The 24,673-nt window shown below is 38.6% G+C and carries 29 protein-coding genes and 3 pseudogenes; 9 read left to right on the top strand and 23 right to left on the bottom strand.

The window, feature by feature from the left end:
* Positions 1 to 5 precede the first annotated feature (5 nt).
* Together M72_RS05840 and M72_RS05835 are read right to left on the bottom strand one after the other, a co-directional pair.
* Positions 6 to 1,403 (bottom strand): family 43 glycosylhydrolase, encoded by a 1,398-nt coding sequence (locus M72_RS05840; RefSeq protein WP_055067533.1) that lies wholly within the window; start codon positions 1,401 to 1,403, stop codon positions 6 to 8.
* A gap of 68 nt (positions 1,404 to 1,471) precedes the next feature.
* Positions 1,472 to 3,028: a GH39 family glycosyl hydrolase gene (locus M72_RS05835; RefSeq protein ID WP_055067532.1), complete on the bottom strand. Its 1,557-nt coding sequence runs from the start codon at positions 3,026 to 3,028 to the stop codon at positions 1,472 to 1,474.
* Positions 3,029 to 3,220: 192 nt separating this feature from the next.
* Between M72_RS05835 and M72_RS05830 the strand changes: the two genes are divergently transcribed.
* On the top strand, positions 3,221 to 4,063 hold the full coding sequence (locus M72_RS05830; protein WP_055067531.1) for a helix-turn-helix transcriptional regulator: 843 nt from the start codon (positions 3,221 to 3,223) through the stop codon (positions 4,061 to 4,063).
* Positions 4,064 to 4,288: 225 nt separating this feature from the next.
* Here M72_RS05830 and M72_RS05825 read toward each other — a convergent pair whose 3' ends face one another.
* The 7 genes from M72_RS05825 to M72_RS05800 all read right to left on the bottom strand — a co-directional run bounded on the left by M72_RS05825 (position 4,289) and on the right by M72_RS05800 (position 10,800).
* Entirely contained in the window at positions 4,289 to 5,542 is a 1,254-nt protein-coding gene (locus tag M72_RS05825) for an ATP-binding protein (RefSeq protein ID WP_055067530.1), read from the bottom strand.
* Between the two features lie 369 nt (positions 5,543 to 5,911).
* Entirely contained in the window at positions 5,912 to 7,255 is a 1,344-nt protein-coding gene (locus M72_RS05820) for an MATE family efflux transporter (protein WP_055067529.1), read from the bottom strand.
* An 85-nt stretch (positions 7,256 to 7,340) separates the two neighbouring features.
* A complete protein-coding gene (locus M72_RS05815) occupies positions 7,341 to 7,865 on the bottom strand; it encodes a flavodoxin family protein (protein ID WP_008119059.1) in 525 nt (174 codons plus the stop codon).
* Between the two features lie 188 nt (positions 7,866 to 8,053).
* Entirely contained in the window at positions 8,054 to 8,494 is a 441-nt protein-coding gene (locus M72_RS05810) for a hypothetical protein (RefSeq protein WP_022461061.1), read from the bottom strand.
* 143 nt (positions 8,495 to 8,637) lie between these two features.
* Entirely contained in the window at positions 8,638 to 9,933 is a 1,296-nt protein-coding gene (ltrA, locus tag M72_RS05805) for a group II intron reverse transcriptase/maturase (protein ID WP_055067528.1), read from the bottom strand.
* Positions 9,934 to 10,022: 89 nt separating this feature from the next.
* Positions 10,023 to 10,202 carry a hypothetical protein gene (locus tag M72_RS16300; protein ID WP_081021219.1) on the bottom strand — a complete coding sequence of 60 codons (180 nt, stop codon included), beginning with the start codon at positions 10,200 to 10,202 and terminating at the stop codon, positions 10,023 to 10,025.
* 223 nt (positions 10,203 to 10,425) lie between these two features.
* Positions 10,426 to 10,800, bottom strand: coding sequence for a GNAT family N-acetyltransferase (locus M72_RS05800; RefSeq protein ID WP_207734119.1), 375 nt, complete (start codon positions 10,798 to 10,800; stop codon positions 10,426 to 10,428).
* On the opposite strand from M72_RS05800, the gene M72_RS18065 reads away from it, so the two are divergent.
* Entirely contained in the window at positions 10,777 to 11,016 is a 240-nt protein-coding gene (locus tag M72_RS18065; protein ID WP_082413805.1) for a helix-turn-helix domain-containing protein, read from the top strand. The genes M72_RS05800 and M72_RS18065 overlap by 24 nt on opposite strands.
* Positions 11,017 to 11,133: 117 nt before the next feature.
* Here M72_RS18065 and M72_RS05790 read toward each other — a convergent pair whose 3' ends face one another.
* The 10 genes and pseudogenes from M72_RS05790 to M72_RS05755 all read right to left on the bottom strand — a co-directional run bounded on the left by M72_RS05790 (position 11,134) and on the right by M72_RS05755 (position 18,061).
* On the bottom strand, positions 11,134 to 13,098 hold the full coding sequence (locus M72_RS05790; RefSeq protein WP_055067525.1) for a right-handed parallel beta-helix repeat-containing protein: 1,965 nt from the start codon (positions 13,096 to 13,098) through the stop codon (positions 11,134 to 11,136).
* A 156-nt stretch (positions 13,099 to 13,254) separates the two neighbouring features.
* Positions 13,255 to 13,407: pseudogene (locus tag M72_RS18220) on the bottom strand (arsenate reductase family protein); the annotation flags it as partial.
* Positions 13,406 to 14,785: an MATE family efflux transporter gene (locus M72_RS05785; RefSeq protein ID WP_055067524.1), complete on the bottom strand. Its 1,380-nt coding sequence runs from the start codon at positions 14,783 to 14,785 to the stop codon at positions 13,406 to 13,408. The gene M72_RS05785 and the pseudogene M72_RS18220, both read right to left, overlap by 2 nt.
* Before the next feature lie 51 nt (positions 14,786 to 14,836).
* Positions 14,837 to 15,091, bottom strand: a pseudogene (locus M72_RS05780) (DUF1667 domain-containing protein); the annotation flags it as partial.
* A 98-nt stretch (positions 15,092 to 15,189) separates the two neighbouring features.
* The gene (locus M72_RS05775; RefSeq protein WP_055067523.1) at positions 15,190 to 15,837 is read right to left on the bottom strand and encodes a DUF1287 domain-containing protein; all 648 of its coding nucleotides are present in this window, start codon (positions 15,835 to 15,837) and stop codon (positions 15,190 to 15,192) included.
* Positions 15,838 to 15,896: 59 nt separating this feature from the next.
* A complete protein-coding gene (gene rhuM, locus M72_RS05770) occupies positions 15,897 to 16,835 on the bottom strand; it encodes a RhuM family protein (protein WP_314733826.1) in 939 nt (312 codons plus the stop codon).
* A gap of 169 nt (positions 16,836 to 17,004) precedes the next feature.
* Complete coding sequence (locus tag M72_RS17090) at positions 17,005 to 17,178, bottom strand: hypothetical protein (protein WP_155177709.1); 174 nt, start codon at positions 17,176 to 17,178, stop codon at positions 17,005 to 17,007.
* A gap of 9 nt (positions 17,179 to 17,187) precedes the next feature.
* Positions 17,188 to 17,394, bottom strand: coding sequence for a helix-turn-helix transcriptional regulator (locus tag M72_RS05765; protein ID WP_003865061.1), 207 nt, complete (start codon positions 17,392 to 17,394; stop codon positions 17,188 to 17,190).
* Complete coding sequence (locus tag M72_RS05760) at positions 17,391 to 17,720, bottom strand: DUF6442 family protein (RefSeq protein ID WP_055067521.1); 330 nt, start codon at positions 17,718 to 17,720, stop codon at positions 17,391 to 17,393. The genes M72_RS05765 and M72_RS05760 overlap by 4 nt, the downstream gene beginning before the upstream one ends.
* Positions 17,721 to 17,935: 215 nt before the next feature.
* The gene (locus M72_RS05755; protein ID WP_242853390.1) at positions 17,936 to 18,061 is read right to left on the bottom strand and encodes a TnpV protein; all 126 of its coding nucleotides are present in this window, start codon (positions 18,059 to 18,061) and stop codon (positions 17,936 to 17,938) included.
* A gap of 213 nt (positions 18,062 to 18,274) precedes the next feature.
* Here M72_RS05755 and M72_RS05750 point away from each other — a divergent pair, with 213 nt between their 5' ends.
* Both M72_RS05750 and M72_RS05745 read left to right on the top strand, forming a co-directional pair.
* Positions 18,275 to 18,916, top strand: coding sequence for a sugar O-acetyltransferase (locus tag M72_RS05750; protein ID WP_055067520.1), 642 nt, complete (start codon positions 18,275 to 18,277; stop codon positions 18,914 to 18,916).
* A 54-nt stretch (positions 18,917 to 18,970) separates the two neighbouring features.
* A complete protein-coding gene (locus M72_RS05745; protein WP_155177708.1) occupies positions 18,971 to 19,297 on the top strand; it encodes a hypothetical protein in 327 nt (108 codons plus the stop codon).
* A gap of 103 nt (positions 19,298 to 19,400) precedes the next feature.
* On the opposite strand, the gene M72_RS05740 is transcribed toward M72_RS05745, so the two are convergent.
* Entirely contained in the window at positions 19,401 to 20,819 is a 1,419-nt protein-coding gene (locus tag M72_RS05740) for a methyl-accepting chemotaxis protein (protein WP_055067518.1), read from the bottom strand.
* Between the two features lie 143 nt (positions 20,820 to 20,962).
* Between M72_RS05740 and M72_RS17085 the strand changes: the two genes are divergently transcribed.
* The 3 genes from M72_RS17085 to M72_RS05725 all read left to right on the top strand — a co-directional run bounded on the left by M72_RS17085 (position 20,963) and on the right by M72_RS05725 (position 22,088).
* On the top strand, positions 20,963 to 21,403 hold the full coding sequence (locus M72_RS17085; RefSeq protein ID WP_176694765.1) for a transposase family protein: 441 nt from the start codon (positions 20,963 to 20,965) through the stop codon (positions 21,401 to 21,403).
* 169 nt (positions 21,404 to 21,572) lie between these two features.
* Entirely contained in the window at positions 21,573 to 21,827 is a 255-nt protein-coding gene (locus tag M72_RS05730) for a type II toxin-antitoxin system Phd/YefM family antitoxin (protein ID WP_022045804.1), read from the top strand.
* Positions 21,828 to 22,088, top strand: a complete 261-nt coding sequence (locus M72_RS05725) for a Txe/YoeB family addiction module toxin (protein ID WP_022045803.1) — start codon at positions 21,828 to 21,830, stop codon at positions 22,086 to 22,088.
* Between the two features lie 528 nt (positions 22,089 to 22,616).
* On the opposite strand, the gene M72_RS05720 is transcribed toward M72_RS05725, so the two are convergent.
* Entirely contained in the window at positions 22,617 to 22,931 is a 315-nt protein-coding gene (locus tag M72_RS05720) for a type II toxin-antitoxin system RelE/ParE family toxin (protein ID WP_015527711.1), read from the bottom strand.
* Positions 22,921 to 23,214, bottom strand: a complete 294-nt coding sequence (locus M72_RS05715) for a type II toxin-antitoxin system RelB/DinJ family antitoxin (RefSeq protein ID WP_015527712.1) — start codon at positions 23,212 to 23,214, stop codon at positions 22,921 to 22,923. The genes M72_RS05720 and M72_RS05715 overlap by 11 nt, the downstream gene beginning before the upstream one ends.
* Before the next feature lie 253 nt (positions 23,215 to 23,467).
* Between M72_RS05715 and M72_RS05710 the strand changes: the two genes are divergently transcribed.
* Positions 23,468 to 23,755, top strand: coding sequence for a hypothetical protein (locus tag M72_RS05710; protein WP_055067516.1), 288 nt, complete (start codon positions 23,468 to 23,470; stop codon positions 23,753 to 23,755).
* 104 nt (positions 23,756 to 23,859) lie between these two features.
* Positions 23,860 to 24,240: pseudogene (locus M72_RS18295) on the top strand (YunG family protein); the annotation flags it as partial.
* Here the strand turns inward: M72_RS18295 and M72_RS18215 are convergent.
* Positions 24,158 to 24,571 (bottom strand): response regulator, encoded by a 414-nt coding sequence (locus M72_RS18215; RefSeq protein WP_416389706.1) that lies wholly within the window; start codon positions 24,569 to 24,571, stop codon positions 24,158 to 24,160. The pseudogene M72_RS18295 and the gene M72_RS18215 overlap by 83 nt on opposite strands.
* Positions 24,572 to 24,673: the final 102 nt, after the last annotated feature.

The raw sequence follows: 24,673 nt of genomic DNA, 5'->3' as shown, positions 1-24,673 counted from the left end.
ATAGATTATGATAACTCAAATGATCTTAATGCAGCATTTCCGTTACCGCGATAGGTCAGGTAAAGCGCCTGTATTCCATCCGGAATCGTAACCGGTGCGGTATACTTTTCCCAGACATTGGTATATTGAACCTCTAATGTCGCCAGTACCTCTCCATCCCATGCTGTCTTTACTTCAAAAGTGCCATCTGCATAGCCCCGGATCCAAATACTGATTTCACGAATATCATGGCAGTCAAAATATTTGAAGCCGATGGTAGTTGAATCTGTAATATTGGCAATATATCCAACTTCTTCGTCTCCATCCCTGCCGTCCTGCATTACTCGTGGAAAATTCCCTTCGCCCACATAAACTGATGGGGTATCGGTAAACAGATTACATGCAAGATAAGCGGGGTATTCGCCTTTACCCTCAAGCGGACCTCCATTTAAACCGCAGGAGGTAATTTTTACCTGTGGAATACTGCCGTCCGGCATAATCTGCAGCTTTTCAGCACATCCCTGTCTGCTGTACCAGGTATTATTGGTATGCCTGTGATAAAAAATGTACCAGTCCTCTCCGATCTGCACAATACTTCCATGATTATTGGCACCGTAAGCTGTTGGCATATCTGCCGGCTTGTAGGTATCGATGTGCAGATCACAATTGCTGACAATAACTCCGCCATAGACAAAGTCCTTAGTAGGATTCTTGCTGGTGGCATAACATAATTCGTGCATTAATATGGATGAATAGACAAAATAATAGGTGTCACCTACTTTACGGATGGAAGGTGCCTCAAAAAACTCATGTCCCTCAAATCCGGTACCGGCACCATATTCACAGCCGGGGGCCACAAACACCGGAGCTTCCCTGATCGTCAGCATATCTGCCCCCAACACCGTAGCCATAGCTCCGGTACGGGATTTATCACCTTTTCCGCAAAATCCGGTATAAAGATATGTCACATCTCCTTCCGTCAGAACCCCCGGGTCAAACTGGGGCTCATCACCTTCCTTTTCGCCCAGACGTGTGCCATCTTCATAATGAACATAGCCATAAAATTCATACTTTCCTGCCGGAGTATCACATACAGCAACGGAAACTACCGGAACCTTGTCCAACACGTAATAAAGATAGTACCTTCCGTCCGGTCCCACCGTAACATCCGGGGCATACAGACACATTTTGCCTTCCGGGTTCAGCGGATCGGCTGTCTTCGGATAAATCACACCCTCATATCTCCAGTTGCCCAGGTCATCGACCGGAGCTGACCAGCACACATAGTCTCCCATGCAGAAAACATATCCGTTAAAGTAATCATGGGATCCGTAAACATATACGCGATCGCCAAAAACATAAGGTTCTCCGTCCGGAATATACTCCCAGGACGGTAAATATGGGTTAAACGCTTGTTTTTTCACTTTGATATCCTCCTTTGCAAGCCTAATCCATGTACATTGTTTCATAAAGCAAATTACTGGGTGCTAGTTTAAGCCTTCAAGCTGACCACACGATCATAGTCATATCCTCGATCCGGATTCACCTTTCCGGCATTCAGTTCGAAATAAACCACACCGTTTTCGTTTACAGGAAGCTCTACGCAGATATTTCCGTCCTCCTGCTTTTTACGCTCTGTTTTTACAAAAGGTCTGGATGATTCCCGAATCAGCTTCGTCTGTTCCTCACTCAGATTGGCAGGTTCTCCCATATCATGCCATACCTTCAAGGGATTACATGTTTCCTCATCTACCGTCTTAGTCAGGAAGCAGTACTCCTCCTGTTCAGCCGGAAATGTAAACTCCAACAGCATTTTTTCTTTACCCTGTTCTGTACTTTTACGGGCAATATTCCAGGCTACACCTAGATAATCACCGTTTGCACGTTTCAAAACGACAATATTGTCATCCTTATATACACAATTGGCTTCACTTTCCTCAAGCTTTTTATAAAAAGCAAATGTCCAGAAGGTCGGCTTGGTAATACAGCCATTGGCAACCAGTCCAAAGCCGCCGTGGAATGGTGTAAAAGGAACTCCCTGCTCTTCAAACACATCACCAAATGTCCAGTAGGAATAGGATTCATTCACATCTCCCAATCTGGAAAGCTGCTGTGCTATAAGGGCCGCATTCAGGTTTGTATCATGAATGACGCCCTGAGGAGTATAGGAGCTGTTGAACTCCGTGATATGAATCTGCAGACCCTTATATTCCGGGAAACTGTCAATAATATCTCTGGTTGTTTTTAAATTGGCAAAGCCGTCCTCTGCCTTCATCAGTTCAGAATATGCATAATGTCCAATACATTCCGGCGGATCAATGGTGTAATGATGTCTGGTTACGAAATCCACAGGTATGTGATTCTCATGGCAATATTCCATAAATGCCTGAATCCATTTCTCATCCGTTCCTCCACAAACAGCAGGGCCTCCTACACGGAATCCCGGATTCACTTCCTTTATGGCATCAAAGGTTCTATGGAACAGCTTAAAATATTCCTGCATATCCGCATTTTCCCAGAAGCCGCAAAGATTGGGCTCGTTCCATACTTCAATGGGCCATTGAATAACTTCCTCTTCTCCATAGCGTTCCATCAGATGCCGCAGCAATGAACGCACCATATCACACCACATATCATAATCTTTTGGAGGAGTGGTATTTCCCTGCCAGTAAAAGATAGTCTGGCTTCCACTTGCCAACTTTTTAGGCATAAAACCCAGTTCAAGAAAAGGTCTCAGCCCCACCTTCTTATAGGCATCCATTACTCTATCCAGATAAGTATAGTTGTACTCGACCCTTACCTTACCATCCTCCTCATAGGTCTGAAAGATCGCCATATCATCACAGAATAATCCATGTCCCCGGATATGCTTAAATCCGATTTCCTTTTGAACCAGGCGCAGCTCCTCCTGATATTCTTCTGTCAATGCAAGCCCCATTCTTCCGGTTCCCACACAATAATCTACATTATTGTGAAAAAAGGCCTTTGAATCCTTTGTAATCACGATCTTTTTTCTGTCATTCTCTGTTGCTCCACCCAAATTTACCATGCATGTATCTCCTTCTTCTAAATCATGTTCCTATGCAGTCACGCATCAGATGTCTGACCGCTGCACGATCCGCAGCTCTCTGATGACGATTACCATATTAATCTGATACTATCGCATTGATCTAAAGTTTCCAATGATTTATACTATAAGAAAATTGATATATCCTCTGATGTATCAGAACGGAGATTCCAGATGACTGAAATTGAATTTGTCGGCTACAGTGCCGTTCACCCCTCAGATTTTATATATGATGTTCCGAATGGCTTTACAGGCTATCTTCTGCTTCTTTTCGACTCTCCCTCGGAGCTGCTCATAGACGGAAGACTAATGCGGACAGCCGCCAATTCTGCTATTCTGTATACACCAGGAAGCAGGATTTATTACCGTGCTGCCGGTGAAGAATACCGGAATGACTGGATTCGTTTTCGTTCCGATCACTCCTTCGTGAAGCTGTTTCCGTTAACAAACACCCCATTTCCCGTAACAGATCCGGAATACTGTCATCAGCTTTTTAAATTACTAACCTGGGAGTCCGCCTTTTTCTCCTCTGAAAGCGAAGCAAACATTACTCACCTGCTGCGGGTTCTGTTCTCCAAATTAAGAGAAGGAATCCAGAATGAGTCCCCGGGTATTCACGATCATGAGCTGATTGCATTGCATAAGATGATCTACAATAATCCTCAGCTTCCATGGAATATAAACATGATGGCTGCGAAGCTTCACTTAAGTCCCAGTCATCTTCAGGCTCTCTATCACCGCCAATTTGGCTCCTCCTGCATGGACAATGTCATCGAAGGACGTCTGCGCCGTGCACAGGATTTATTAGAGTACAGCGAATACTCCATCCGCGACATTTCCGAGCAATGTGGTTATAATAATGTAGAGCATTTCTGCAGACAGTTCCGTCAGCATAACGGCTGTACCCCTGGACAATACCGGAAAAATGCATCAGCGGGAAGCAACAAAAGACTTCTCACCCACAATACCCTGGGAGGAAGGGAGTTTGAGAAGATTAATCGAAATATCCGGAAATAGTGTTTCGGTAGCTGCTTTATTCATCCCAATATTTGTTCATATTTAATTTCAACATTTCCAAAATTTCACGCCTCATCTGCTCTGCTGTGTAACTGACAGGGAAAAATCTGTGAAGCTGCTCCGTTTTGAATACTACGCGGTCTATCTCTTTTTGCTTAATTTCACTTGCAAAGTCAAGTAAACTATCTATAATTACTTTTCATTGGCGATATCCCAGCAATATTTCTAAAACTCCAAACTATCCGCATTGAGCAGAAAATACTTCATTCCCATGATTACAAAGCCTTCCTCATTTCTCCAAGGCTTTTTTGTTCCGTTTACTACCACGATCTTTTTAAATGAATCAGGGATATTTCTAAATGAATTAAATTCCTGCTTCTGCTTTTCCTCAGAGGTCATATCATAAGCCACCTGAATATAATATCTCTGACTCCCCTGATTGACCACAAAATCAACTTCAAACTGCTTTCGAGTTGTTTTTCCTTCATCATTTTTCGCATACGCCTCTACAATACCAACATCCACATTATAACCTCTGATAAGCAGCTCATTGTAAACAATATTTTCCATGATATGAGTAGGTTCCTGCTGTCTAAAATTCAATCTTGCATTTCTAAGTCCCACATCTGAAAAATAGTATTTCAGATTTGCTCCCACATATTTTCTACCTTTAATATCATATCTGTCAGCTTTAGAAATCAAAAATGCCTCCACAAGATAATCTATATGGTTGGATATGGTCTTATTGCTGTAATTGATGCCTCGTTCACTTTTAAACGTATTTGATATTTTAGTTGGGTTAGTAGGAGCTCCTATCGCAGAAGCAAGGATATCTACTAAAGTATCAATCTCATCAACATTTCGCAGCTTGTTTCGTTCTACAACATCCTTAATATAAACATTTGTGAAAATGTTTTTTAGATACTCAGCCTTTTGGCGTTCCACAGAAAACTGTAGCACCTGTGGTAAACCACCATATATCATATATTCCTCCCAAGCATCATCATAATCTCCATCGAAAGCCGCATAGAACTCTGCGAAGGACAACGGATATATTCTTATCTCATCTCCTCTGCCTCTAAATTCAGTTACAATATCGCTGGATAAAAACTTAGAGTTGCTTCCAGTCACATATACATCAATATTGCTGATTCGAAGCAGGCTATTCAGCACTTCCTCAAATCGTGACATAAATTGTACTTCGTCCAAAAGCAGATAATATTTCTGGTCATCTTCCACCCGCTCTTTAATATGCTGGTAACACTTCTTTGGATCTCTCAGCTCCTCATTTTCAATGCCATCCAAAGCAATCTCAATGATATGGTCATTATCTACACCACTCTCCAATAAATATTTCTTAAACAATACAAATAACAGGAATGATTTCCCACATCTCCTGATTCCCGTGATAATCTTTATCATCCCATTATCTTTTCTTATCTTTAACTGTTCAAGGTATGCATCTCTTTTAATCTCCATGATTTCAACTCCTTGTTTTTGTAAATTTACACACTTTTTAGTAATTAAATTATATCATCTAGGATTTATTTAATCAATATACATTACTATTTTATGTGTATTTTAACATTTCTATGCAGTTGATAACCAATTAACTATCTTTTCATAGAAAAGCAGGTAGTCTTTGATACAATGTCAAGTGATGAATTCAAAAAGGAAAAAATTGGACTTGGAATGGCGATTGTAAAAGGTCTGATTGCTGTTTAAACTTGCTCCCGCACCAGATATAGTAAAGAAAAGTGTCTGGCAGCGGGAATGAATGCTCACCTTGCAAAGCCTGTAAAAATCGAAAATGTAAAGAAAATTTTGTGCGATTATTCGGTATAGCGATTAGGATTTCTCGAATCCGTAAACCCATTTTCCACGTAAGAACAGATACAGAAAAATCACGGAGCTGATACCCCAAGTCAATGGGTATGCCCAGAAAATCACTCGTATATCCGGGAGAATACGAACTGCCACAGTAATGTAGCTTACGCGAAACAAACACCAGTCACAGAGCATAACGATCATCGGAACGGATGCGTTACCTGATCCACGAAGTATTGCTGCGATGCAATGAGAAAACGCCAGCAGACAATAAAATAACGCAATTGTTCTGGACTGCATGACTCCATAATGTACAACATCAGGATCTCTGTTAAACGCTGTGATCAGTACCGGTGCTGCCACATATATGATAATACCGATCAACTCTGCAATAGTAATCGAGCAGAGAACTCCAAATCTTGCTCCCTTTTTCGCCCGGTCATACTGTTTTGCACCCAGATTCTGACTGACAAAGGTTGTCAGAGCCATTGTAAAACAGGTCACCGGCAAAAAGGCGAATCCCTCTATCTTGGAGTAGGAACCACATCCTGCCATCGCCATTTTTCCAAATGCATTTATATTTGACTGTACAAAGACGTTCGCGATCGCGATCACTGAATTCTGAAAACCGGATGGTACACCATTCTGGATGATCTGCTTCAGCATAGAACTGTCAAAACGAATCTCTCGCAATTCCAGACGATATTCTTCTTCCACACGCAGCAGATGAACCATACAGAGCAGTGCACTGACAAACTGTGAAATTGCGGTTGCAAGTGCTGCTGATCCGACTCCCATGCCAAGACCTGCGATAAAGAAAATATCCAGAACGACATTGACACAGGAAGAAATAATCAGATATATCAGAGGATGGCGTCCATCACCGACCGACTGCAGAACTCCAACAAAGATATTGTACATGACAACACCCATAGACCCTGCAAAATATGTACGGAAATACACAATAGATTCCGGGAGCACGTCCGCAGGAGTTCCCATCAATACCAGGATCTTTGGTGCCAGAAACATTCCCAAAACTGTCAGCACAGCACCGGCCACAAGTCCAAATGCAACCGTTGTATGGATTGCCTTTTTCAGGCAGTCTCTTTTTTTGGCTCCGTAATATCGTGCAATAACAACACCTGCACCCATGGCAATGCCGTTAATAAAACCTACCATCAGAAAAATCAGATTTCCAGATGAACTGACTGCCGCCAGTGCATTACTTCCTAGAAAATTTCCTACGATCAGGGAATCAGCAGTATTATACAATTGCTGGAACAGATTTCCCAGAAACAATGGAATTGCAAAAAAAATGATCTTTTGGGAGATACTTCCCTCTGTCATTCTCAGACTCTTTTTCATAGTTAAAATTACGCTTCACTTTCCTGTGTTCTTTGAATCAATAGAGATGAAGGACTGCTTGTAGAGCTGGAATTTGGAACGTGCTTTATAAATTTTTTCCGATCCCCTCAAGTTCGTTCATGGAATCCTTGTTTTTTTCAAGTTCATCTCTAGCTGTTGCGTAATATGATTTTTTGAAAAGCATATCCCATGAAAGATATTTTGCCATACAGTCAAACTGCTTATCAATCAGCTCATACTGGATACTGTCTACTGGAGAACCGCCTACAACAATCGTGCCAACTTTTTTATTTTTTAACTGCAATCCACGGCAGTAGCACTTATCAATGATAAGTTTCAATTGTGCTGACATTCCCCACCAATAAACTGGTGTAGCAAAAAGAATCATATCTGCGGCAGCAATTTTATCAATTGTAGGATTTGTATCATCCTTATCGACGCATCCCTTAGAGCATTGACAGACACCACATCCCTTGCATGGTGCAATGTTGAGTTTGTCAGGTTCAATGATTTCAATTTCATTCTTTTCTGATGCTCCTTTTATAAATGCATTGATTGCTGTCAGCGTGTTTCCTTTTCTGGCACTTCCATTAATGATTACAATTTTCATGCGTGTATCCTCCAACTTCCGATTTTCTTAATTCTACAAGCTTGAATTTAAGGTTCTCTTTTATTTTCAAAATAAGCTTCAATCTTTTTATCTACAACAATTCCTACAGGTATCAAAACCAATAAAATAATTACCATTATTATCAATGTAAAAACCATCGCCCCATCAAAACATTTATCAGCAATAAGTTATTTTTCTTCTATAGATTCTGTTACATTAGTTCTATATTTCTCTTCACATGCTTTTAAGTAATCAAAGCATAATCCACCATCACATCTATAGAAAAATGGATCTTTACAAATTGTATTATCACTATTGAGAATAAATACAGGTATGATATCTTTATCGTTGCTGTTTATATAACTAATTTTAAAACTGTATCCTGTTCTTCCAAGTGAAATGCCATCTCTTTTCATTGAAATACCTTGAATATTCGCCACTATATATTCGATATCTTCTGAATCGGTGATAGTAAAACCAGTTCCTGTATTTCCATCGAACACATTTATATGGTCTACCTCAGAAGGATTTACATTCTTACCGAATTTCTTTGGCATGAAATAGTAACCTACTGTTCCTACCAATAACACAGCAATTAAAATAACCAGAATACGCAGTTCCTTTTTCATACACTCTTTACCTCCACAAATATCGATTTTTCGTTCTCTGCGCCTTCCCAATAGTCGAGTAGACTAAGACCTCTCAATCTTAGCCCCTCACAGATCCGTACGTGCGGCTTTCCCGCATACGGCTCCTCATAGTAACATTCGCTTCAATATAAACAATAGTACGTTTTAGGTTTTGCTAATGGGTAATACTTGAGCATTTCCACAAATCCATTCCATGTGTATGCCCGTCTACAACCTCTCCGATTCATGGCTTTGAATAGAAACTGTTGTACTCTATGCAGGAATGTTGTTATCTTCCGAAAATTCCATGTAACACCATAATATCGATAGTGTCCAATTAGCTTTACGTTCAACTCTTTAATTATTTCTCGCATTGGTCGATTTCGATTATCGTAAATCCAGTTCTTGTATGCTCTAACCTTTAGCTCAAACTTCTTTCTTGAAGTCTGTACCTTTGGCACGAAACCTCCCTTTCGAGTTTTGCTACAGTAGAAGGTAAATCCCAGAAAATCAAATGTTTCAGGCTTACATTCTCCTCTTGCTCTACGATTCTGCTCTGCAAATCTCCCAAATTCAATCAGTCTGCTTTTACTACTTTCCAGCTCCAGTCCAAACTTTTCCATTCGTTCCTTTAACTCTTTATAGTATCTTTCAGCTTCTGACTTATATTGAAATCCTGCAACAAAATCATCCGCAAAGTTGACGAGAAAACACTCTCCCTGCATTTCCCTTTGCACCACCAGCTTAAACCACAGCGTCAGCACATGATGCATGTATATATTTGCAAGCATCGGACTCATTACTGAGCCTTGTGCCGAACCTTCCTCTGTTGGCTCGAATTTTCCTTGCTCCATTATTCCTGCTTTAAGGTATTTACGTATTAGCCACAATAAGTTCTTATCCTGTATATTCCATTCAAGGAACTTCATCATCCAATCATGGTCGATATGGTCAAAGAAACCTTTGATATCGGCATCTACGATATAGCTGATTTTTCCATAGCTTATCCGTTGGTATACTTCTTTTATTGCTTCGTGACACCCCCTATTCGGTCTGAATCCATACATGCAGTTTAGGAATCTCGGTTCATAAATAGCTCCCAGTATTTTCTTCACTGCCATTTGTACAATCTTATCTTCATAGGAAGCAATCCCTAATGGTCGCTTCTTTCCATTTCCTTTAGGTATATATACCCTCAGTGACGGAAGTGGCTTAAAGGATTTGTTTTTCAACCTCTGTACCAGTTCCTTGATATTTCTATCAAGGTTCTTCCCATACTCATCCTTAGTTACCTTGTCAATTCCGACTGCTTTGTTCCCATCTAATTCCTTATGGCATTGCTTTAGCATATCTTCATTTATCAAGTGGTACACTGATGTAAATATAGGATGTTTTGATGTTGCCGATATCTCAGCTATTCTCACTAATTTCGTTTCCATTATTTCCTCCGTCCCTGAGTACGGATAATGTGTCCTCAGTAAGACCTTTACTATGCAATCCCCTTCCCTCCATCGGCATTGCCCGATTTCTACAGTACTATGGGATTGTCCGACCACCTACCATTCATTTGAAATACTCCGTTTTCAGTTGCAATTTCATACTCTTCTTCGAGAAATGGCAGGTTCTCCCCAGTTGATGTGTATTCATAATGTAAAACATGATTGGTTCTCTGACTCCGCAGTGCCACATAACACTCGCCATATCGCATTACATGATATTGTCTTCCGCACCAGTTAAGACGTCGACCGACTGAAGTTAACGTTTCGAAGCTCAATCACTATTCAACCCTGCTTTCTTGCTGTCTACGCTTGTCAGATGCCGTTACCGGCATCATCCCAAGACTCGCTATTATCTGGTTGGCTAAACCTTGGATAAACCGGAATTCCACCGGCTTGACTACACACCCTTAGCTGGGCGCACAACTGGAATTTCTATTTGTATTGCCATGTCATTACATAATCTTTTTCTCCGGTAGCCTCATCTAAGCCACTATGCTGAATCTCAAATCCTTCTCTCTTATAAAAAGATATTGCCCGTGCGTTCTTTTGGTATACGTTCAAGTGCAACTTATTCCTTTTATCCTTTGCATAATTCAGCAGAATTTTACCTATACCCTGCGATTGCATTTCACCAGAAACAAAAATGCCCTCAACATATTCATCATTTAACCCTATAAAACCCTGTATTTCTGTATCATACTCATACACATAAACCTCTGCTAGTAACAACGCTTCTTTTACTGATCTGAAATTGCTTTTCCAGTATTCGGCGGGGATAAAATTATGTGCCTTTATATTTGTATCCAACCATATATCTGCAACTTTATTTATATCATCCCTTTGAAATTCTCTAAAGAAAGAATCCGATTGGCAAAATCCATGTTTATGACTGAAAACAAGAAATATATCGATATTGCTTTTGAATGTGGATTTAACAGTGTTTCTTCCTTTAACCGCTCCTTCAAAAAAGTAAAAGGTATTTCACCGCGAGAATTTAAAAATGCAATGATAAAATCCTTATAAATTCTTTTAATCACAAATATACCCTCTTTCATTAGACTATTATTTTGCTAATGAAAGCGGGTACTTCATTTTTAATAATCAATATAGGACTCTAATTTTTTCAAATCTTTATAGTCATTACTTCGCCAAAGGTCCTGGAATAGTAGATACTCCTCTGTGATTTCCATAAAAATCCACATTAAAGATAATATCCGATTCGTCTCTTTCCTCAAAACGCTGTTCCGGCTCAAAAGCTTTACCCAAAATGTCACTTGTTATAATACCATTAGAATAATCTCCGAGTATTTCGTAGATATTTGTTTCCAGCTCATAGAATCCATCTTTTTCCACAAGCTCTACTGTAACTTCCGTATCGGCATCTACAAACTTATCTGTTTCTTTTTTCCATGCTTTAGCACCCATAAGGTATGCATTACCATTTGCCCAGATTGGCAGATGATCAAAATGCGGCACCGCCAGCTTATCCATATCCGGTTTCTCTACATCCATATCAAATCTAGCAATCCATTCATCATATGTCGGGTATTCATCCCACACATGATTGCCTACAACCTGATAATACGGAGATTCCTTTGATTCATTATTATCAACCGGATAATACTGTACAAATATATTGTTATAGAATCTATTATCACCATGAAGAATGGTCATCATCCCAGCAACTTCTGTCCTATGTCTGATGTGATATGGTGTGTAACGACGCTGACTTCTTCCATCCACTTCCCAATCTGTTCCGGCTCCAACCACTGTGGTGGAACCAAGAATAAGATTATGTACAACCGCCACACCTTCTGTTGCAAGACGGAGACCATATCTAGACAACAAAATATTATTATCAATCAAAGTCGGTCCATGACCTACTTCGATAAAGATATCCTGGCTTTCCATACCGCCTTCTAACTTAATAGAACCTTCCGGAACATCATTATCATGTAACAGATTTTGTGTAATTCGAGCTCCCTGCGCTTCCCAGTCAAGCCAAATACCCATGGTGTTATGATGAATATGATTTCTTCTGATCAACACATCAATTGCCGCATGAAGTTTAATTCCTGAGATTTCCGCACCCCCCAGCTCCATCATATTGTTAATATGATGAATATGATTATCTTCGATAGTTGAGAAAACACAGCCCATTCTTCCTACAATTCCGGTCTGCTGACAATCATGAATATTGCATCTTCTTACAGTATGAGAGCCAATCTCTTCCTTCAGCCAACCATGATACTGTCCGCGGCACACAGCATCTCTCTCCATCTGTGTAGGACTTTTTATATGCTTTCTTGTAAAATAATGGTCATTCTCATCATCGTAATATTTTCCAAGAGAAATACCGCAACATTTACTGTTTGTAATTTCACAGTCTTCGATTATCCAGCCATATGACCAGTGTGGGCTTATCATACCATCCTGGAACGCTGCCGGAGGTGCCCATGTAGTAGCTGCCTTTTCTACAAAGAAGCCACTTAAGGTAATGAAATCAACATGCTCTTTCTTTGGCATAAAACATTCTCTTCGCACATTAATCTCTACCTTTTCTTTTCGCGGATCTTTTCCTCTAAAATTAGCGTATATAACGGTTTCATCACCTTCCACATAGGCATACCATTTATAAACGCTCCACTCTTGTTCCCACGACGGCTTATATACTTCCGCTTTTTCACAAGCTTCTATAGAATCCACTTCGTACATTGCCTTGTCATTCAGATAAACACAGCCTGTATGTTTTTCATCCTTGGCAAAATACCAATCCCCATAAACCGGTGTTGTATATGGGTTATAACCATTAAACACGCCATTATTGATTCTGGTCACCCACACATCACCTTTATAAAGTTTCCAAGCGTCAACTTCTTCCGCACCGGAAATAATTGCTTTTAAGGGTTCCACCGACCTATAAACAATAGGCGCTTCTTTTGTTCCACTGTTTACGGGATTTACATACTCTCTGTAAATACCCGGTTTTACTAAGACTTCATCTCCTGCAACCGCAATCTTTGCCGCTTCATTAATTCTTTTAAAAGGCCTAAATTCGGAACCGTCTCCATCACACCTTGCAGATGCATCTACGTAAATTTTCATCTTCTACCCCCATAGTATTCTGATTATCCCTTGCAATAGCACTAATTAATCGCATCAGATTATCATATTTTACATTTTGTATATTTCAAAATCTATCCACATCTTCCAATAAACAAAAGCAAACTGTGCCAAAATACTTTTAATCTGTTCATAATCTTATGACCAACTTTTCCAAACCGTTGGTTCATATCCCACTGTAGCCTGCTTACCATTTCTGACAATCGGCGTCTTAATTACCTGCTGATTTGCAAGAAGTTTTTCTTCGCATTCATCCTATGAAATATATTTTACCACTGCCAGCGCATCTTTATAAGCCTTTTGCCGGGAGTTCCGATGAATCCGATGAATCTTTGTATTTTCGTATAATAATCATATAACTTATAAATAATAAAACAGCTGCGCTGGTCCAGGCACAAATTTCCGCATAAAAAATTCCGTCTTCACCGATCAGTTTTGGTAACAATAATGCAACACTGACACGCATCACAAATTCTGCAATGCCACTGGCGAGGGGAATCAGGGTATTACCCAGACCCTGAATCGCCGAACGATATACATACAGCAGATACAGTACCCATAGAAAAATTGCCATAATAAACAAATATTTATATGCAATGTCTAACACCTGTCGGATCTGTTCCGGTTCGCCGGATACAAACAGTGACAATATATTGCGTCCGAATAACACCATCACACCTGAGATCACAACAGAAGTAAGCAATGCCATATAAGTTCCGCTATGCACACCTTTCCGGATTCTCTGATATTTCTTTGCACCAAGATTCTGGCCTACATAGGTTGTAATTGCATATCCGTATGAAACGGCAGCCATCTCTAAAACTCCATATAATTTGTTTGATGCTGTAAATCCAGCCACAAACAGGAATCCAAATCCATTGACTACATACTGTACTGTAAGCCCCCCTACAGAGATGATCACATTCTGGATTGCAAGAGGAGTCGCCACTTTCAAAAGCCGCAGACTCATTGCCGGCTGTCTATAGAAGTCCTGTTTTTCCAGTCGGATATCCGGAATTTTCCGTAACACCATCAGACAGTACAGGGCTGAAAATCCCTGTGCGATGACTGTCGCCACTGCTGCTCCGGCTACACCCCAGCCAAAAACTGCCACAAATAACAGGTCCAGTCCCACATTGATCAACGCTGCTATGGTCATTGCTATCAGTGGAGATCTGCTGTTACCCAGTGCTCGAAGAATCGCTGCAAATATATTATAAGCCGCTATGATCGGAATTCCGGCAAAGATCAGCCGAAGATATAGCATTGTCAGGTCAATGACATTATCCGGTGTCTGTAAAAACAAAAGAACATGATAAACTGCCCCTTCACTTACCGCAAGTACAATCACAGAAAGCAGTGCTGTCATGATATAGCTTTTCGCCACCGCGCATTTCAGATTTTCTTTTTCCCTTGCTCCATAAAACTGAGCTACCAGAATAGAAAAACCCTGTGTGATACCTGTCATGATACCGAACACCAGCCATACCAGCCAGTCTCCGGCGCCTACTGCCGCCAGTGCTTCAACCCCTACCACCTGTCCGACGATCATGGTATCTGCCATCGTATAAAACTGCTGTAAGATATTTCCAAGCATCAGTGGTATGGCAAAAGTAATGATCAGTTTTCCAGGTGATCCAGTGGTCATTTTTTTTTCATTTGTTCCCATAAGAATCTCCTTTTTCTTTTCATCCTTGTCCGATTATTTTACATAGGACTCTGCCAAAACGCAATCCATCACAGAACTCTTTGGTATATCGCCCCGGGTTTTTACGGATACCACAGGAAGTGTTCCTCCCTGGACACGTACCGTGCTGGTCACGATCCTGGTTGGATCGGTCACCTCTTTCTTTCCATAATCTGCTCCTCTTTTACAGGTATTTCCCGTAACTTTTTCCACTATCCCATCCTTTATTATGACCTGAAGCTGACATCCCATGGGGCAGCCAATACAGGTCAGTTTTCTCTCTTCCATGGTCTATTCCTCCTCTATACTGATGGTGATTATATCCTTTTTCCCGGCTTTTTTCAGCACTTCTTTCTCAAAGGGAAAGTTGGCAAACTTGAAGTTGTTTAACTGATTCTATAATGTCCTATGATATCATCACGATGTTCCAGTATATCCTCTTCATAATATATTTGATATGGATTTGCATGATGGATAACAAAACATATACCTTTTCGATTTCTCTTGTCAGATATAATTCCGATATGTTTTTTAAATACAACAATATCTCCACCTTGCCATTCTTCTATTTCATTTATTTCTGTAGTAAGACTTATTGCATTATTATCGAAATATACTTTTAAGTTTTTAACTCTTCTAAAATCTATATTTTTATCAACGGCATCTATATCATATAATTCTTTATTGTTTTTTATATCCTCATTTACTAATACCATCAAATCATATCCTGCATCTTTTAAAGCAAAAGCTACTACATCAGTACAAACCCCATATTCATCATTTGGATAACCTGTGTTGTAATATTTGCTTTTATATTTTGGATTAGTTTTTATGTAATTATTTGCATTATTTAATATATCTGTTTGGTCATCTATACCATCATTGTCTTTATCAATATTGCTCTTGTAAGCTTCTATATTGAAATCTGCATTTGTATATTTTTTATGTGGAATATAATTAAGACAATACAACACATATAAAGCAGCAATTATTAGCACTGAAAAACAATAAACGTTATTCCCTTCTTCATACATTCTCCGTTAAACAACTTGCGATTTACCAATTTCATTAAATAATAAATTTCACGAACTAACTACATTGTCAAAAAATTCATTACAAGATTCACCATTATATCTTTTTCTTCTGGTCTTGACTCTGCAATCATAAGCGTAATCGCAACCAATGCTCCATCACTGATTATCTTATTATCATCTCTATATAAAGCATTATTCCGAGCAAGGAATTCCAAAAATAACGATGCTGCAATTCGCTTACATCCATCTGCATATGGATGATCCTTAATCATAAAATATAATAAATTAGCAGCTTTTTCCTCTAATGACGGATATACATCTCCACCAAACACACTCTGATAAACTGCTGCCAAAATACCCTCAACTTTACCATTTTCTTTCTCCACACCGAATACATCCGATTTAAATGAATCCTCCATGTGTGAAACCATTTTTTTACATTCCTCATATGTTATTTTATATATAGGCCTGTTTCCCACTGGTTTTTTAAGAGATTGATGATCATATTGGTCTAAAAGCATTAATGCATCTGTATACGAGGTAACAGCCTTTAAAATGTCTGATTCTTCAACCTCCAATGTGCTTGCAAGCATCTTTGTTTGAATATCAACAGTTCTTTCAAGCGCTTGCAAGCGTTTTTCATTAATAGCATAACCTTGAATCACATATTTCTTTAAAACAGAATTAGCCCATCTACGAAATGCGATGCCTCGTTTTGAATTAACACGATATCCCACAGATAATATCATATCAAGATTATATATCTTAGGTTTTCGTCCTCCGGAACTTTTATCGGAAAAACCGATAGAAGTCTCATCCAACTCGCCTGACGATATAATATTATTGATATGTTCACTTAACGTTGCCTGTTTTACTTCAAACACTTCTCCCATTTGTTTCTGTGTTAGCCAAACTGTTTCTAATTCTGGACTTAGCTCAACTTCAATATTTATATCGCCATCTGTAAATAAAACAATTTCATTTTTCAAAAAAATCACCCTCCTTATGAATCGCGCACGGGATAATCTTGCCATGCGCATCCGTTCTGTAAATAAGAATTTTTATTCCCAGTCAAATTCATCAATAGCCGCTTGAACTTCTGTAGAAACTGATTCCTCGTTTTTTAGCTTCTTAATAACTTCTGCAAATTTTTCGTGCTTTGGATTATTATATTCCTATAATCAGCGTTCCTGTGCCGACTGTTTTTCCATACTTTGGTATATCTTCTTCCTTTACTTTTCGCCTGTTATAAGAGTGAATTGTGCTGATATTGCCTTTGATATTTACAATTCCCACAACAGATATGAACACTCCCAAAATCAACATTATAATATTTTCCATAATGACCTCCTAAAAATAGAATAGTTCCTCAAATTTTTTGTCCAATGCAATACAAAGAATTAGAGCCAATTTTGCAGTTGGATTAAACTGTCCTGTTTCAATAGAACTAATGGTATTTCTTGATACCCCTACCATTTCTGCAAGCTGAGCTTGAGAAAGATTTGCTTCTGTGCGAACTTCCTTTAAGTGATTTTTCAGTTGTAATTGTTCTTTCATATTCTCACCTCTAAAAGGTGGCTAACAAATCCAACAAATGCCAAAATGGAAAGCACAAAAAACAGAACGGTCAAGACCAAATCACTCTTTCGCTTCATTTTGATAAAACGAACTAACCATTGTGTTGCAATAATGCTGAAGTATATAACCCACGGACTGTAAATCATAGTATGAGCAAGCATAGAAGATAACAGCGAAAGCAAACAACACACTAAAGCACCAACTCTGCTTGCGTGACTTCCGGCTTGATATACCACTTCCATTTCAGCCAAGTCCTTATTGCGATGTTCTTTTCTGCTTGCATTTAAGATTTCGTCCTTTTTCATAAAAACGCCTCCATGCCAAGTTTTCTTTGCATATTTTATATTATACACATACCAAGTTTTCTTGTCAATAGAGTTCATAAAAAAGTTACAACCGATATAATAGGTAACTTTTCTACCACTTCGATTATACTCGCAACTTAATGACTTCTTGAATACTTGCCGAAAATGAAAAACTGCCATCGGTTTGACAGCAATTCTTCTTCGGTTGGTATCCGTTAGGAATACACAATATCATTCAATACAATCTCATCGGCACAGGCTCGAATGTTATTCATCAATCCTATCCATCTCATCATATCCGTTGCTTTCAGTTCTTCCGTTACACCTTGCTTCTTTGCCATTTCCTTTATCAGATATCTTTGTGATGCTGGGGGCTGCGCTGCATTGGTTTGGAATGTACCTTTATGTGTATTAATAAAAGATAGATAAAAATGGGCCTATTTTCACAGTCCATTTTTCTGTTGCTAGTAGTTGATTATAGACATAAACAATGGTATCCTTTAGTCAATTATAAACATGATGAGTAAATATTATAAATGCAAGGAGAAAATGCTATGGATAGAGTAGAGAAAATGCTTGGAAGAATGAAAGCAAGTAAATTATACAGATGTGTGGATTGGGATCCGGAGGGTAAGGCGAAGGATCTGGTAGATAAGTTCAACAGTGCTTCGAGGTCTGAGACTATGACAAGAACCGAAGAATATCTTGGAAAATTATTTGCACACATGGGAAAGGAGTGTTATATAGAGCCACCTTTTTATTGTGACTATGGAACCAATATACACGTGGGAGATTATTTCTATGCAAATACAGGGCTGATAGTTCTGGATCAGTGTGATGTCATCATTGGAGATCATGCATTTCTGGGACCAAGGGTCAATATATACTGTGCATGTCATCCGATAGATGCGATGATCAGAAATACCGGTGTGGAGCTTGGCAAGCCGGTTACAATAGGCGATAATGTATGGATCGGTGGCAATACGGTCATCAATCCGGGTGTGACCATAGGTTCAAATGTTGTCATAGGCTCAGGGTCGGTTGTCACAAAGGATATTCCGGATAGTGTGATAGCGGCAGGAAATCCATGTAAAGTCATAAGAATGATAACAAATAAAGATAAGGAATATTGGCTTAAGCAGCTAGAGGAATTTGAGGCAGACACAGGTGAGCCGGTAAAGCTGGAGCAGGACTGATTCAACATTGCTGCTGTGAGTTGAGATTCCAAAGCGTTTTTGAAGGATATACATTTGACAAATTACAGATTTACTTTCAGCTACGATGGCACTCTCTGCTACAGCAAATGGCCGGAGCTTGATCAGCCAAACCTGGCACTCATTGAATATCTCCAGGAATGGAAACGTAATGGCAATAAACTCATTCTCTGGACTTGCCGTGCGGGGGAAGCCCTGTCAAAAGCTGTCGAATGGTGCCGGGAACAGAATTATTTTGAATTTGATGCAGTTAATGACAATCTTCCGGAAATCATCGAATTCTATGGACACAACAGCCGGAAGATTTCCTGTGATTACTATATCGACGACCGGATGCTGCTTCCGGAAAACGCAAAGGCATAGAACCCGTAATGGGGCTATGCCTTTGTGCTTATTCTGGCATTCATTTTTAGTTAGTGCGGGTTATTTACCTAATACAGTTTTTCTCATAATAAAAATCTGTTAGTTAAACTTTTTCAAATTTTGCTACTTCATCCGATAAATCTTCCGAAAGGTTCTTATTTTCGTCCGCCTGCACTGTAATTGCTGAAATTGCTGTTACAAGTTGTGATATCTCTTGTGCTACGTTTGTAACACCTTTTGCAGATTCTTCAATCGCTATAGAAATGTTATTGATACCTTCATTCATATCATTCATTGTACCTAAGCTATCTTTTGACTTAACTGCAAACTCGTTAAATGTATTACTTGCCTGATCAGAATCAGCATCATAATTTCCAATAATTTTTACAAATTTGTCATAATCAAGTGCTACCTTTTCATCTACAAAACGAATCATTTCCGTTGCATTTCCAGACAGATTGTTTACTGCCTCAATAACTTTTCCACTGATTTCCTGAATATTGTTTGCTGTCTCACGTGAACTATCTGCAAGCTGTCTGATTTCATCTGCAACAACGGCAAAGCCCCTGCCTGCTTCCCCTGCTCTTGCTGCTTCAATCGATGCATTAAGTGCTAGAAGATTTGTCTGTGCTGCGATATTTAAGATATTTTCTGTAAGTTTTGCAATTTCATTTACAGACTTAGATGCTTCTACTGCCTCCGCGACATCCTTTTGAATGCCATCAAATGTTTCTACTGTTTTTTCTTTTGATGCAATCGCTTCTTTATAGCTATTTTCTGCAGTAAGCTTCACTTCATGCAACTTCATTGCAGAGTTCTTAGCATCCTCATTCATGCCTGCCATTTTCTCTAGCAGATTATTACATCCTTGGGCTAAATCAGATAGAGAAGCAGATACCTCTTCCATGGATGCTGCAAGTTCTTCCGATGTTGCACTCACATTGGATGCACTCATATTTGAAGATTCCGCCTCATTTTGTACAAGATAGGAAGATTTTTTCATATCTTTTGATACACTCTGAATCTTTACCATAAGATTTTGTAATGTTTCAATAAAATGGTTGACACCATTTGCAAGCTGACCAATTTCATCACTGGTTTCATCAAATACTCTTAACGTAAGATTACCCTGTCCTGATTCTATACCTAAAATGATATCATCCAAATCATTCTTTGCTCTTTTTGCTGGACGAACAATGGACTTATTAATAACAATCGAAAGAAGTACGATTACAATAATATTAGCTACCACAAGTGCAAGATCAAAAATGATGCTTCCATTTATTCTGTAGTTGCTATGTCTGATGGCTTCTGCCACTTCTCCTTTTGCTGTTTCAAAAACCGCGGTATCATTATTTTTCACTGCTTCTTCATATTGTTCAAACTGTTCTATAAGCACATTATTCTTTTCTCGAATAGCTTGTAATGCCATTAAATTAAAGACTGTAATCAAAACTGCAAAAAAGCCTACAGACACTAACATTGTTACTAACTTTTTTCCCAAGTTCTTTCTCTTTTTCATGTTTATTTTTCTTCTTTCTGCGAAAAGCGCCAATGCGTTATGTTTTGGAATTTTTTACCATCATCCTACCCCACCCCACAAAATTTTGTCAATACTTTATTCTCTTGATAGAAAATTTTAATCTTTACTCTGATGAGGATGGCGTGAAACACATCCGTATCAAATCCAGACCTAATAAATGGCATGAGAATGACTGCCCTTTCTGTCACAAGTCATGTCCTGCTTATGACAAACATTCCAGCAGACCAACCACTTGGAGGGGGCTGGACTGGGGTGGTATTCTGGTCGAAGTTGAATACCAGACGCATCGTATCATCTGCCTTGAACATGGGGTATATGTTGCCGAAGTTCCATGGGCATATCCAGGTAGTAGATTTATCAAGGATTTCGACCTTACCGTTGCATGGTTTGCATCCTATCTTCCAAGAAGTACCACATCATACTTCATGAGAGTGGACTGGGAAACTGTAGGCCGCTGTGTCAATCGTGCTCTTCACGATTTAGAACCGGAGCGCTCAAGAAGACTTGATGGTCTGGTTAATATCGGCATTGACAAAACCAGTTACAAAAAGGGTCACAAGTAGACAATTTGTAGACACTTGCTTCTATCGCCCATTTTCTCAATATCTGTCATTCAAAATCCAAAGTAGCCAGAAAGTGAATACATTAAATTTATTGACATGGAGATAATAATAGCATATAATTAAAGTACGTAAAACCATACGTTTTTATGTACGGAAAGGAGTGTTTTATATGTTAGCAGTAAAGAGCATGGATGTTAGAGATAATTTCAAGAGTTTATGTGATAAGGTTTTTAATGGTGAAACATTAATTATATCAAGACCCAAGAACGAAAATATTGTTATGCTTTCCGAAGCTGAATACAACGAAATGATGAAAGCCAAGCGAAACGCTGAGTATCTTGCTATGCTTGATAAATCTATGGCAGAGGCTGAGGCAGGTGGTTTTGTTACTAAGTCCATTGAAGAATTGGAGGCATACGAATAAATGAATATAGTATTTACTCCTACTGCTTGGGAGCAATACACCGAATGGCAGAGGGAAGATAAAAAAATGGTTAAGCGGATCAATGAGCTTATTAAGGATATTGACCGCAATGGGCTTTTAACCGGAATTGGTAAGCCAGAACCATTAAAGCACCGAAAAGCATGTAGCAGACGCATTACCGATGAGCATAGATTAATTTACTATATGGATAACATCCAAAATCTGATTATATACTCATGTAAATATCATTATGAAGATTAGCACTTTAAACGGTGCTAATTTTTTTACAATTTCTAAAGGTTCGCATATTTTCATTAGTGGACCTGCTTTGCACTGTCTCCGCAAAGTTCTCCGATCACATCAATACTTCTCTTTCCTGTATTGTGGTCAACTTGACCACAATTTTTATCCAGTCAATTACTGTAATCAGCTATAAACCTTAGATAAGTACAGCTTGTTAGCAACTTTTTAGCTACAGCTAATATTTGGGGAAGTATGTAATGATACTAACTACATCAATCCTATGACTACCATTCCCTTAGAGGTGGAAATGATATCTATATTTAATTGACTAGATTTATATTTATAATATACAACGTGAGCGTGTATTTGTCTATGGAAATTTCGACTACTTTTTATTTTTGAAATTAGAGGATTTTCCAATAATGCATTTCCATTAAAACCAACGCTTCCTTATAGACGCTATATTATTTATTCTTTCCAAATAGGTGCAAAAAAAGAGCATTTACGGTTTTACGGTAAATACTCTTTTTACTGCCAATATTCAATTTATATCATTCGGTTTTCATAATCTTGTAATTCATGGAAAATATCATCCACATATACAACATCATTTTCTATTCTGTACAACATAAAGTATCTGTGCTGTTGAAAATTTATTCGACGATATCCAAGGCTCTGTAAACGTGGATTGTCGCATACATTCAAACTACTCGCTACATACTTCAACTTTTTAATAGTATCCTCAAAATCATCAAGCACATTTTTGGCTGCCTGCTTATTTTTCTTGGCAAAAAGCAGATACTGTATAAACTGGTTCAAGTCTTCTTCTGCTTCAGCTGTTACAACTACTTTATAATCCATATTTTCCTCTCATATCTGAAATCACATCATCTGCATTTCGGTAATTTCCCTTTTTTGAAGATTCTCTGGATTGTTCCAGTCTTTGAAGCATCTCTTCTTCTGTCATAGATGTATAAGGATTATGCACAGTTCGTTTTATTTCAAATGGAAATCCATTATATGCAACCGCCTGCGTTAAAAACATCCTTATTGCTGATGTCGTATCAGTTCCAAGATCTTTAAAAAGCTGATCTGATTTATTTTTTAAGTCATCGTCTACCCTGATCTGAATTGTACTTGCCATTTTAGAAACCTCCTTTTTTCTTCATTATAATGCCATTTCATTGCTGATTCAATACAATTGTATTGATGTTTTGCTCGCTTTTATTGAATAATTTCTATAGGCATGATGGAGATAGACTCACTACTTTTCATTACTTCATTGTCTTAGCCAGCGAATTAAGCAACGCCCGCATTTCCGGATTCGCCAGAGCTTTCATCAATAATTCCATATCGACTTCTTCAGAAGAGAAATTGACGTAAGGGAAGGAAAAGCTATGATTATACTTAAAGGGTTAAAGAAATTACTGGTATTGCCAATTATATTGGTTTTAGTTTTTATTTGGCTGATTGTTAAGACTTTGGTATCACTATATGAGATTGTACACGGAATAGTATACTTGTTTGTAATCATTTTTAGCATTCTTCTCATAGCTGTTTATGGCGACTGGCTTCAGACAGGATTACTAGCTGTAATCGGCTTCACAAGCTTCTTACTATTAGCAGTAGGCGTCTTGGGAGAAGTGATGTTAGAATCGATAATAAAGCTGATTTGGAGCTTTTAATAGCATCTAGGAAAAAATTTGCTTTTATAACTAAAATTATAGGATTGGGAAAAATAATATTGATTGAAAAGAAGTTTTATGTTTACTAATTTGGAGGTATTGACATGTTTACAACAAACTCAGGACGTTTTATTTCATACTATGGAAGAGAACATACATTAGATATCCAAAGGCAGGATGGAAATAATCCCACCATAAGCACAATTGATCAGCTATTTAATGTTTTATTAAATGTTTGGTGTAAAGAAACGGCTTACCCAAGTTGTCAAAAAGATTATGATTATGATAATGACCCTACATACGGACAATGTGCAATAACTGCATCACTCGTTTATGATCTATTTGACGGCACGATTTACAAATTAAAAGTTGATGGTGGAGGAACACATTACTTCAATAAAATCAATGGCCACTATATTGATTTGACCAGTGACCAATTCGATTTATATGATATTCCATTAGAATATGTTCCAAATGAAGTGGTACCGAGAGAATATTGCGGAATGAATGCTGATACAAATATGCGATATCAATTACTCGTGCGTAATTCATGTATGCCGTCACCAGCACAACCGGAAGTTTTGGATATTTTTCTTTAATCCTCATAGCTGTTTTCAGCCCATCCATCCCCTGCATATTGATGTCCAGAAATAATAGCTGACACGCTTCCAAAGCCGATTGTTCTTCGCATAACTGTTCTCCAGAATCATATTCTGTAATAGCAAACTCATAATTCTTTTTTTCACCATAGTCTGACAGCAAATCTGACAGATTTTTTCTGTCATCTATCCTGTCATCACAAATAATAATGTTCATATTTTTCATTCCTGTCTTTAATTGCTCTCATGCCTATAAACCATACAAGTCTCACCTAGCACTCTTTATTATATCAAACAAATCTTTCACTCGATCATTCTC

Source organism: Roseburia faecis, from assembly GCF_001406815.1.
Lineage (GTDB): Bacteria > Bacillota > Clostridia > Lachnospirales > Lachnospiraceae > Roseburia > Roseburia faecis.
This window is presented reverse-complemented; position numbering and strand designations above follow the sequence as displayed.